Annotated in this window: 10 protein-coding genes; 8 read left to right on the top strand and 2 right to left on the bottom strand. The window is 71.7% G+C overall.

Features of this window, described 5'->3' with window-relative positions; genetic code table 11:
- The 4 genes from ORI60_RS35790 to ORI60_RS35775 form a co-directional block, all read left to right on the top strand.
- Window positions 1-563 (top strand): alpha/beta hydrolase (locus ORI60_RS35790; RefSeq protein ID WP_266042439.1); only part of this gene is annotated, 563 nt, incomplete at its 5' end.
- A gap of 78 nt (window positions 564-641) precedes the next feature.
- Window positions 642-1037 (top strand): GntR family transcriptional regulator, encoded by a 396-nt coding sequence (locus tag ORI60_RS35785; RefSeq protein ID WP_266042438.1) that lies wholly within the window; start codon window positions 642-644, stop codon window positions 1035-1037.
- Complete coding sequence (locus ORI60_RS35780) at window positions 1034-1933, top strand: ABC transporter ATP-binding protein (protein WP_266042437.1); 900 nt, start codon at window positions 1034-1036, stop codon at window positions 1931-1933. The genes ORI60_RS35785 and ORI60_RS35780 overlap by 4 nt, the downstream gene beginning before the upstream one ends.
- The gene (locus ORI60_RS35775) at window positions 1930-2901 is read left to right on the top strand and encodes an ABC transporter permease subunit (RefSeq protein WP_266042436.1); all 972 of its coding nucleotides are present in this window, start codon (window positions 1930-1932) and stop codon (window positions 2899-2901) included. The genes ORI60_RS35780 and ORI60_RS35775 overlap by 4 nt, the downstream gene beginning before the upstream one ends.
- 49 nt (window positions 2902-2950) lie before the next feature.
- Here ORI60_RS35775 and ORI60_RS35770 read toward each other — a convergent pair whose 3' ends face one another.
- Both ORI60_RS35770 and ORI60_RS35765 read right to left on the bottom strand, forming a co-directional pair.
- On the bottom strand, window positions 2951-3874 hold the full coding sequence (locus ORI60_RS35770) for an NADP-dependent oxidoreductase (protein WP_266042435.1): 924 nt from the start codon (window positions 3872-3874) through the stop codon (window positions 2951-2953).
- Between the two features lie 105 nt (window positions 3875-3979).
- A complete protein-coding gene (locus ORI60_RS35765) occupies window positions 3980-4375 on the bottom strand; it encodes a MerR family transcriptional regulator (protein ID WP_266042434.1) in 396 nt (131 codons plus the stop codon).
- Between the two features lie 361 nt (window positions 4376-4736).
- Between ORI60_RS35765 and ORI60_RS35760 the strand changes: the two genes are divergently transcribed.
- From ORI60_RS35760 to ORI60_RS35745, 4 genes are all read left to right on the top strand, one after another.
- Entirely contained in the window at window positions 4737-5717 is a 981-nt protein-coding gene (locus tag ORI60_RS35760) for an iron ABC transporter substrate-binding protein (protein WP_266042433.1), read from the top strand.
- A 62-nt stretch (window positions 5718-5779) separates the two neighbouring features.
- Window positions 5780-7234 carry an ABC transporter permease gene (locus tag ORI60_RS35755; protein ID WP_266042432.1) on the top strand — a complete coding sequence of 485 codons (1455 nt, stop codon included), beginning with the start codon at window positions 5780-5782 and terminating at the stop codon, window positions 7232-7234.
- Window positions 7231-8232: an ABC transporter ATP-binding protein gene (locus ORI60_RS35750; protein ID WP_266042431.1), complete on the top strand. Its 1002-nt coding sequence runs from the start codon at window positions 7231-7233 to the stop codon at window positions 8230-8232. Before ORI60_RS35755 ends, ORI60_RS35750 begins: the two co-directional genes overlap by 4 nt.
- Complete coding sequence (locus ORI60_RS35745; protein WP_266042430.1) at window positions 8229-10697, top strand: non-ribosomal peptide synthetase; 2469 nt, start codon at window positions 8229-8231, stop codon at window positions 10695-10697. Before ORI60_RS35750 ends, ORI60_RS35745 begins: the two co-directional genes overlap by 4 nt.
- Window positions 10698-10699: the final 2 nt, after the last annotated feature.

Genomic DNA, 10699 nt, shown 5'->3' with positions numbered 1-10699 from the left:
TCCCCACCCCGCTCGAGGACGCCTACGCGGCGCTGCGCTGGCTGCACGACAACGCCGCCGCACTGGGTGTCGACCCCGCCCGGATCGGTGTGATGGGCGACAGTGCCGGAGGCGGGATGGCGGCGGCGCTGTCGATCCTCGCCCGTGACCGCGGCGGTCCGGCCATCGCCCGGCAGATCCTGATCATGCCGATGCTCGACGACCGCACCACCGAGGCCGACCCGCACATCGCGCCCTACGCGTTGTGGTCCTACGACGACAACCTCACCGCGTGGCCCGCGCTGCTCGGCGACGCCGCCGGCGGGCCCGACGTCCCGGCCACCGCGGCACCCGCCCGGCTCGAGGACGCGTCCGGCCTGCCGCCGGCCTACGTCGAGGTCGGTCAGCTCGACGTCTTCCGCGACGAGGACCTGGCCTACGCGACGAAGCTCAGCCGCGCCGGCGTGCCGGTCGAGTTCCACCTGCACCCCGGCGCACCGCACGAGTTCGACTCGATCGCCGTCGACTCGGACGTCGCCCGCCGCGCCGTCGCTGACCGCGTCCGAGTCCTCAGGTCGATCTAGCCGAGTTCCCGGCAGCCGCGCTCGACGTGCCGAACTGCTGCTTTACTATGGTACTAGTAAATCAGCAAAGGGGCTGCCGTGTTCGTCTTCCGGCTCGACACCCACTCCGGTGTGCCGCCGTACCTGCAACTCGTCCAGCAGGTCCGCCAGGCGGTGCTGCTGGGCTTCCTCCAAGCCGGTGACCGCCTCCCGCTCATCCGCGAGGTGGTCGAGGACCTGGCGATCAACCCGAACACCGTCGCCAAGGCGTACCGGCAGATGGAGCAGGAGAACCTGGTCACCGGCCGGCCCGGCCAGGGCACGTTCGTCACCGAGCAGCGGTCGGCCGCGATGCCGGCGTCGACGTACACGTCCCTGCACCGCGGCCTGGTGACCTGGCTGCGCCGCGCCTACGCGGCCGGGCTCGACGAGCAGTCGGTCGACGCGCTGTTCGCCTCCGTCCACCAGCAGGCGAAGAACGAGGGCGTGGCGTGACGGCGGCCGGGTTCGCGCTGCGCACCGACGGCGTGGGCAAGCGGTACCGGAAGGGCTGGGCGTTGCGCGACTGCACGCTGGCCCTGCCGGCGGGCGGCGTGATCGCCCTCGTCGGGCCGAACGGCGCGGGCAAGACCACGCTGCTGCGCCTGGCCGTCGGGTTGCTGGCACCGAGCACCGGCACGGTGGAGGTCCTCGGCCACGACGTCACCGCCAGCACTCCGCACACCCTGTCCCGGATCGGGTTCCTGGCCCAGGACCACCCGCTGTACAAGCGCTTCACCGTCGCCGAGATGCTCCGCTTCGGCCGGGCCTGCAACCTGCGGTTCGACCAGGGGCTGGCCGAGCGCCGGCTGGCGAAGCTGGGCATCCCGCTGGACCGCAGGACCGGCACGCTCTCCGGCGGGCAGCAGGCCCAGGTCGCGCTGGCCCTCGCCCTGGCGAAGCGGCCGGACCTGCTCGTCCTCGACGAGCCGGTGGCCAGTCTCGACCCGCTGGCGCGGCACGAGTTCATGCAGGTCCTCATGGGCGCGGTGGCCGAAGGCGACGTGACCGTCCTGTTCTCCTCCCACGTCGTGCACGAGCTGGAGCGCGTCTGCGACCACCTGGTCGTGCTCAACCAGGGCCGGGTCACGCTCACCGGCGACATCGACACCCTCCTCGCCGAGCACCGGGTGCTCGTCGGCCCGCGCACGTCCACCGACCTCGACCGGGCCGGCACGGTCGTGGAGGCCGTCCACAGCGACCGGCACACGACCCTGCTGGTGCGCGACGGCGCGATACCGGCCGCGCCGGGGTGGCAGACCCAGCCGGTCGCGCTGGAGGACCTGGTGCTCGCATACCTGCGCCGGCCGTCCGAACCGGGCGCCGCGGTCGCGGCGGAGGTGGCGTCGTGACGTGGTTGATCTGGCGCCAGCACCGGACCGAGGTCGTCGTCCTCGGTCTGCTCGTCGGCATGTTCGGCGTTGTCCTGCTCGCGCTCGGGACGCAGGCCCACGACCTGTTCCCCGGCGGTCCCGCGCGGTGCGCGGGAGAGGCCCGGGTCACCGACGCCTGCACGGCCTCCTTCCGCCGGCTCGACGACGAGTACGGCTACGTCGAGAACCTCCTGGCGGCCTTCTACCTGGTCCCCGTCGTCATCGGGGCGTTCCTCGGCGCGCCGCTGCTCGCGCGCGAGCTGGAGGACGGCACCTGGCAGCTCGCCTGGACGCAGGCCGTGCCGCGGATGCGCTGGCTGGCGGCCAAGCTCGCGGCACTGGCCGGCGTCACCGTCGCGCTCACCGGCATGTTCACCGCGGTGCTCACCTGGTTCCGCCAGCCGTTCGACGCGTGGGAGGGGCGGTTCCAGTACGACGCCTTCGACCTGCAGGGACTCGTTCCGGTGGCGTACGCGCTGTTCGCGTTCGGCGCCGCCACCGCCGCGGGGGCGGTCCTGCGGCGCAGCCTGCCCGCGTTCGGCGTCGCGTTCGGGGCGTTCCTCGCCGCCAGGATGTCGGTGGCGCTGGTGGCCCGTCCCGCGTACGCCACGCCGCTCACCACCAGGGAACCTGTTCCCGCCGGCGGCGCGAAGGACCAGGCCGGGTCCGTGCCCGGCTTCGCCGACTGGACGATCGAACGGGGCTACGCGGACGCCACCGGGCGCAGGCTGAGCTCGGCCGAGTACTCCGAGCTGGAGGCCGCCGCCGACCAGGCCGGCACGAACCTCAACCAGTTCCTGCACGCACGGGGCGTCCAGCGGTTCGGCGTCTACCACCCGGCCGACCGGTTCTGGACGTTCCAGCTCGTCGAGGCGGCCCTGTTCGTCGCCGTCGCGGCGGTCCTGACCGGTGTGGTGGTGTGGCGGGTGCGGCGCAGGATGATCTAGGCCGTAGCGCGTCTGTGCCGGACGCGCTCCATCCGTCTGTTGTGGACGATCAGGTCACCTTGATGACGACCTTGCCCACGGCGTGGCCGTTCTCCACAGCGGCGAGGGCGACCAGGGCGTCGGAGAACGGGTGGACCGCGCTGATCGCGGGTGCGAGGACTCCGTCGAGGGCCAGCCCGGCCGACCGCTCCAGGTTCTCGCGGTCGAGGCGGCGCTCGACGAAACGCCCACCGAGGTCGGACACGGACGCGTCACCCACGGCGATGACGTTGCGGGGATCCTTGGCGAGCGGGGCGACAGTCCGCAGCGAGGCGCCGCCGACCAGGTCGACGATCGCGTCGAAGCCGTCCGGGACCAGCTCGCCCGCCGCAGTGGCGACGTCCTCGGCTGTGTAGTCGACGAACCGCACGCCGACGGCCTCGGCGGACTCGCGCTTGGCGGTGCTGCCGGTGCCGACCACGCGCAGCCCGCGCGCGGCGGCCAGCCCGGCGACGGCGAGACCGACTCCGCCGCCGACGCCGTTGACCAGAACCGTGGCACCGGCCGGGAGGCCGAGCTGGTCGAGCACGTCCACCGCCGTCGTCCCGGCCACGGGCAGCGTCGCCGCCACGGCCGCGGACAGGCCCGCCGGGATGCGCGCGGTGTTCGGCGCGGACAGCACCGTCGTCTCGGCGTAGGTGCCGCCGCCGGTGAGCGCGAAGCCGAAGACCGCGTAGCCCACCTCGAGCCCGTCAACGTCCTCCCCCAGTGCGAGAACGGTTCCCGCCGCCTCCATGCCCAGCACGCGGGGGAACGGCCGCCCGCCGTCGAGCCCTTCGACCAGACCTGCGCGCACGATGTGGTCGAGGGGGTTCACGCCGGCGACGTCGACCCGGATCAGCACCTCGCCGCGGCCGGGGACGGGGTCGGGACGGTCGAACAACTCCTGCACCTCAGGCCCGCCGTGCTTGCTGAAACCCCACGCCTGCCCCATTTTCTGCCGCCTTTCGGATGACCGCCCGGTGGTTCCGGGCTCTGCGGCCATCCTCATCGTTGACATCGATGTGAGGGGCAACCGGCTGAGGCGCGGGTCACAGCGTCAGGCCGGCTGCGCCGCCCGTTCCGGAGCCGTGGACAGGGCCGCCCGGTGCCGGCCGTTGGCCCTGATCAGCATGTCGAGTGCATCCCGGGTCTGGAGCAGGTGGGCGATCTCGGCGTCGATCCGGTCGCGCTCGCGCATCATCGCCGTGAACGTCTCCTCCGCGACGTCCAGGTCATCCGGGATGTCGACGCACGGCAGCAGAGTCGTGATCACCCGGCTGGAGAGGCCCGCGTCGAACAACTGCCGGATGAGCGAGACGCGCTGGACCGCGGTGTCGGAGTAGTGGCGCTGCCCCGCGCCGGAGCGCGAGCTGGTCAGCAGGCCCTGCTCTTCGTAGTACCGCAGTGAGCGCGGGCTCACGCCCGTGCGCTTGGACAGCTCGCCGATCCGCATTCCCGAAAGCCTACGCCCGCGTGCTCCGCGCGACCGCTCGCGTCCATTGTGGACATTCGGGATCGAACCCCCGACACGGGCGGTGGCGAGTTTTCCACATTTGCTTCGAGAATGTTTTCCGGCAACGTCACGAAAGTTTCCCGCATCCCCGCAGCGGCGTCCCCCAACCATTTTTCGATCGCCAGGAGGAACTCCTCAACATATGGGGCCGAACAGGTGATGTGTCCGGCGTCGCATCACGTAATGGCATCCACGTCTTGAATGTGCCTTAGGTTAGCTTTACCTTGTCGACACCCGTTCTGACCTGGGGGTGAGCTGAGGAGGACTGCTGGTGAGGCGTCGTGCACGCACCGTGACGCTGGTGGCAGCACTGTTGGCGTCGACGTTGACTGCTTGCAGTTCAGCAGACGACCTGATCATTTACTCCGGCCGCAACGAACAATTGGTCGGAGCCCTCCTGGACCAGCTCGAGGACGCCGTCGGAATCGATGTCGAGGTCCGCTACGGCGGTAGCGGTGAAATGGCCGCGCAGCTGTTGGAAGAAGGCCAGGGCACCGAGGCGGACCTGTTCTTCGCGCAGGACGCCGGCGCGCTGGGCGCGGTCGGGGCGCAGGGCCGGCTGGCCGAGCTGCCCGCGGACGTGCTCGGCATGGTGCCGGAGACCTACCAGGCGCGGGACAAGCGCTGGGTGGCGACGAGCGCACGGGCCCGCGTGATCGCTTTCGACCCCCGCGTGGTCGACGAGGACGAGCTGCCCAGGTCGATCGAGGAGGTCGTCGACCCCAAGTGGAAGGGCAAGGTCGGTTACGCACCGACCAACGGGTCCTGGCAGGCGTTCGTGACGTCGGTGCGGGTGCTCAAGGGTGAGGACTTCGCCAGGGACTGGCTGAAGAAGTTCGCCGCCAACGAACCGAAGCGCTTTGACAACAACAACAGCATCCTCAAGGCGGTCGACGACGGTCAGCTCCCCTTCGGACTGATCAACCACTACTACTGGTACGCCATGGTCGCGGAGAAGGGCGGCGAGGCCAACGTCAAGGCCCGGCTGCACCGGTCCGGCGGTGGTGATCCGCTCGCGCTGGTCAACGTGGCCGGTGTCGGGATCATCCAGGGCTCCAACCAGAGCGAGGCCGCGCAGAAGGCCGTGCGGTTCCTGCTGTCCGAGCAGGCGCAGCGGCACTTCGCGGACCAGACCGCCGAGTACCCGGCGAATCCGGGCGTGAAGCCGGGCAAGCACCGGCTGCCGCCGATCACGGACCTGCAGGCGCCCGACATCGACCTCTCCCAGCTGTCGTCGTTGCAGGAGACGGTGAAGCTGCTGCAGGAAGCGGGGTTGTCCTGAGGCCCGGCCACCGGGCCGGCCCAGCTCTCACCACTCTGTCGCTGCTCGTCGCCGCGGTCGCCGTGCTGCCGCTGGCGTACCTGGCCGTGCGTTCGTTCGAACGCGGCGGCGGTGTCGTGTGGGACGTGCTGGCCCGGACCCGGACCGCGGAACTGGCACTGCGCAGCCTCTCGCTCGCGGTGGCGGTGACGGCCGCGTGCCTCGTGCTGGGCGTGCTCAGCGCGTGGCTCGTGACGCGCTCGGACCTGTCCGGACGGCGGGCCTTCGGAGTGCTGCTCGTGCTGCCGCTCGCGGTGCCGTCGTACGTCGCCGGGTTCACCTGGATCTCCGTGGCGCCGCGGCTCACCGGGTTCGCGGGCGCGTTCGTGGTGCTGACGCTGGTGTCGTACCCGTACGTGCTGCTGCCGGTCGCGGCCGCGTTGCGCACGGCCGATCCGGCGGTGGAGGAGGTCGCGAGGTCGCTCGGCAGGACCAGTCGCCAGGTGTTCCTCTCCGTGACGCTGAGGCAGATCCGGCCCGCGGCGCTCGCCGGCGGGCTGCTGGTGGCGCTGTACGTGCTGAGCGACTTCGGCGCGGTGTCGCTGATGCGGTACGAGGCGTTCACCCTCGGCATCTACACGAGCTACCGGGCCTCGTTCGACCGCACGCCGGCCGCGGTCCTCGGACTGGTCCTGGTGGTGCTGGCGGTCGCGTTGACCGTCGGCGAACGACGGGCGCGCGGGGTGATGGCGCTGCGCGGGCGCCGTCAGCCGCTGACCGTGCCGCTGGGGCGGGCTCGGGTGCCGGCGCTGGGCGGGACGGTGGTGTTGCTCGTGCTGACGCTCGGCGTGCCGGTCGTCAGCCTCGTGTGGTGGCTCGCGGCGGGGACCTCGACGTTCGAGGTGTCCGACCTGCTGGCGACCACCGGCAACACCGTCGCGGTGTCGGCGTTCGGCGCGGTGCTGACGCTGCTGCTGGCGCTGCCGGTGGGAGTCCTGGCGGCACGGCACCAGGGCCGGCTCGCCAGAGGGGTCGAGCTCGCGAGCTTCGCGGGGCACGCCCTGCCCGGCATCACCGTCGGGCTGGCGCTGGTGTTCTTCGGGATCAGGTTCGCGCCGGCGCTGTACCAGACCCTCCCCATGCTGGCGTTCGCGTACGCGGTGCTGTTCCTGCCCTTGGCCGTGGGAGCTGTCCGCACCGGCGTGGCGCACGCACCGCCGGTGCTGGAGGACGTCTCGCGGTCGCTCGGCCACGGGCGGTGGCGGACGGCGATGCGGGTCACCGTGCCGCTCTCCGCGCCGGGCGTCCTGGCCGGCACCGCGCTGGTGTTCCTGACGTGTGCCAAGGAGTTGCCGGCGACGTTGCTGCTGCGGCCGACCGGGGTCGACACCCTGGCGACCGAGCTGTGGACCCGCACCGAGGTCGCCGCCTACGCCGCGGCGGCGCCCTATGCGGCGGTGCTGCTCGTGGTGGCGGCGATTCCCGCGGTGGTGCTGGACCGGTTCCTGCGCCGGGACGATTCGGGAGGTGGGCGATGAGCGGCTTGACGGTGAAGCGACTCGTCGCGGGCTACGGCGGAGAACCCGTGCTGCGCGAGGTCGACTTCGAAGTGCCGCAGGGCGGGTTGCTCGCCGTGCTCGGGCCTTCCGGGTGCGGCAAGACGACGCTGCTGCGGGTCCTCGCCGGATTCCACCCGGTCACCTCGGGCGAGGTCTGGCTGGGCGAGCGGCGGCTGACCTCCGACGTACCGCCGGAGCGGCGCGGGATCGGGATCGTGCCGCAGGAGGGCGCGTTGTTCCCGCACCTGACCGTGGCGGGGAACGTCGGGTTCGGGCTCGGCCGGGGTGAGCGCGGAGACCGCGTCGAAGAGCTGCTCGACCTGGTGGGCCTGGGCGGGTTCGGCTCCCGGATGCCCGCGCAGCTCTCCGGCGGCCAGGCGCAGCGGGTGGCGCTGGCCCGCGCTCTGGCACCGCGTCCCGGGGTCGTGCTGCTCGACGAACCGTTCTCCGCGTTGGACGCCGGTCTGCGCGAGGAGCTGAGGGCGGACGTTCGCGCGACGTTGAAGGCGGCCGGCGCGACGGCGTTGCTCGTGACGCACGACCAGGAGGAAGCGCTGGGTGTCGCGGACCACGTGGTGGTGCTGCGGGACGGCGCAGTGGCCCAGTTCGCGAGGCCGCAGACGATCTACACCTCGCCCGCCGACCTAGGGGTGGCGTTGTTCGTGGGTGAGGCGATGACGTTCGCCGGCGTCGCCCGTTCCGGCCGGGTGCAGACACCGCTCGGGACCTTGCCGACGTCCGGCGACGGTCCCGGCACGGTGCTTTTGCGTCCGGAGCAGCTGATCCTCGGCGGCACCGGCGTTCCGTCCACTGTGGAGGACGTCCTCTTCCACGGGCACGACGCGACGGTCCTGTTGCGGCTCGCCGACGGCACACGGGTCCGGTCACGCGTGCAGGGCCGGATCTCGGTGCGGTCCGGAGACGCGGTCTCCGTGTCGGTCGACGGGCCCGCCCTGTTCTTCGAGGGCACACCGTGACGGCCACGGCGGACCTCGGGTTCGCTGATCGTCTCGCGGAGCACGGTGACCGGCTCGCCCTGGTGACACCCGACGGTTCGCTGACCTACCACGAGCTGGACCAGCGGGTGACCTCGGCGGCGGAGCGGCTCGGCACGACGCGGCGGCTGGTGCTGCTCGCCGCGGAGAACGACGCCGATTCGGTCGTGGCGTACCTGGCCGCGTTGCGCGGCAGGCATCCTGTCGTCCTCGCGTCCACCGCGCAGATCCCCGCGCTGACCTCCGCCTACGACCCGGACGTGGTGATCTCGGGCTCCTGGACGGAACGGCGCGCGGGCACCGCGCACGCGCTCCACCCCGAACTGGCGCTGCTGCTGTCGACGTCCGGCACGACCGGGTCGCCGAAGCTGGTGCGGCTGAGCGCGGACAACCTCGCCGCGAACGCCGCCGCGATCGGCTCCTACCTCGACATCCGGGAGACGGACCGCGCCGTCACGTCCTTGCCGCTGCACTACTGCTACGGCTTGTCGGTCGTGAACAGCAACCTCGCGTGCGGCGCCGGGCTGGTGCTCACCGCACGATCGGTGATCGAGCCGGAGTTCTGGGACCTCGTGCGCTCCCACGGCGTGACGAGCCTGCACGGAGTGCCGCACACGTTCGGGCTGCTGGACGGCATCGGCTTCGACGCCATGCACCTCCCGAGCCTGCGTTACGTGACGCAGGCCGGCGGCCGGCTGGCCCCGGCGGACGTGGTCCGGTACTCCGAACTGGGCGCCGCACGGGGCTGGCGGTTCTTCGTGATGTACGGCCAAACCGAGGCCACCGCGCGCATGGCCTACCTCCCGCCTGAGCTCGCCGCCTCGCACCCGTCTGCGATCGGTGTCGCGATCCCCGGCGGAAAGCTGCGCGTCGACGACGGCGAACTCGTCTACAGCGGCCCCAACGTCATGCTCGGGTACGCCCACGCGCCCGAGGACCTGGCACTGGGACGCACGACCTTCGAGCTGCGGACCGGGGACCTGGGAGCGGAGTCCCACGGCCTGTTCTCGGTGACCGGCCGCAAGAACCGGTTCGTGAAGCCGTTCGGGCTGCGCGTCGATCTGGACCAGGTCGAACGCTCGCTCGCCGCCGACGGCCTCCGCGCGGCCTGCACGGGTGACGACAGCGGCCTGGTCGTCGCGGTGCTCGGCGACGCGGACCGCGCGGCGCGGTTGGTCCGCGCTCTGACCGGACTGCCCGCGACCGCCGTCCGCACCTACGCCGTGACGTCGTTCCCGTTGCTGTCCAACGGCAAAGTCGACTACCGGGCCGTCGCGGCACCGTCCACGGGCGACTCGAACTCCGTGCGCGAGGTGTTCGCCTCGGTTCTCGGCGTGCGGCCGGTGCCGTCCGACGCGACCTTCAACTCGCTGGGCGGCGACTCGCTGCGCTACGTCCAGATGACCGTGCAGCTGCAACGGTTGCTCGGCGATCTACCGTCCTCGTGGCCCACGATGCCGGTGTCGTCGCTGGAAGCGCTGCGCGCCCGGCACCGCCGCGTCCCGCTGGTCGACACCACGATCGTGCTGCGAGCGCTGGCGATCCTGCTCATCGTGGGCTCGCACGTCGGTTTCTTCACGCTGCTCGGCGGCGCACACCTGCTGCTCGTCGTCGCGGGCTGGAACATCGCCCGCTTCCTGGTGCCCGCCGATCCGCTCCGCATCCTGCGGGCGGCGGCGTTCATTGCGGTGCCGACCTCGCTCTGGCTCGTCTACCGGATGGCCGTCACCGACGACGTGACCATCGACAACGTCCTGCTGGTCAACAACTTCACCCGCGTCGGCGCCGCCGGGTACTGGTTCGTCGAGGTCGTCGTGCACGTTCTGCTCCTGTGTGCACTGATCTTCGCCGTACCGGCGGTCCGGCGCTGGGAACAACGGCACGGCTACGCGCTCGCGTTGACGGTGCTCGGACTGGCGCTGGCGCTGAGGTTCACCGTCGACGGCGACTTCTTCGCCCGCAACATGACCACGCTCGGCGCGGCCTGGTTCGTCGCCCTCGGCTGGCTCGCCCACCGCTCCCCCGCGTGGTGGCAGAAGTGCTTCGTCGTGGTGGTGATGGTCGCGATGGTTCCCGGCCGGATGGAGAACCTCTCGCGCGAGGTCGTCGTGATCGGCGGCGTGGTCCTGCTGCTGTCGCTGGCCCGCGTGCCGGTGCCGCGCGGACTGCTCACCCCGGTGAGCCTGCTGGCCAGCGCGTCACTCGCCATCTACCTCACGCACTACGCCGTGTTCCCGCACCTGCAACCACAGGTGCCGTCGCCGGTCGTGTGGGTCGTGTGCGTCGCGGTGGGGTGCTTGGCGTGGCTGGGAGCAGACCGGGTGATGAGAGCGATCGCGGTGGGGCCTTCGACGAGTTCGAGGACCCCGCGGCGCCGCCGGGCCGGGGCCGTGCGGGCTTCCGGCCCGGCGGGGTCGTCGAGCCGCTCACGCGGCATCACGACCTGAGA

The organism is Lentzea sp. NEAU-D7 (genome assembly GCF_026242055.1).
Taxonomy (GTDB): Bacteria; Actinomycetota; Actinomycetes; order Mycobacteriales; family Pseudonocardiaceae; genus Lentzea.
Note: the sequence above shows the minus strand (reverse complement) of the source record. Positions and strands in the feature narration are given on the sequence as shown.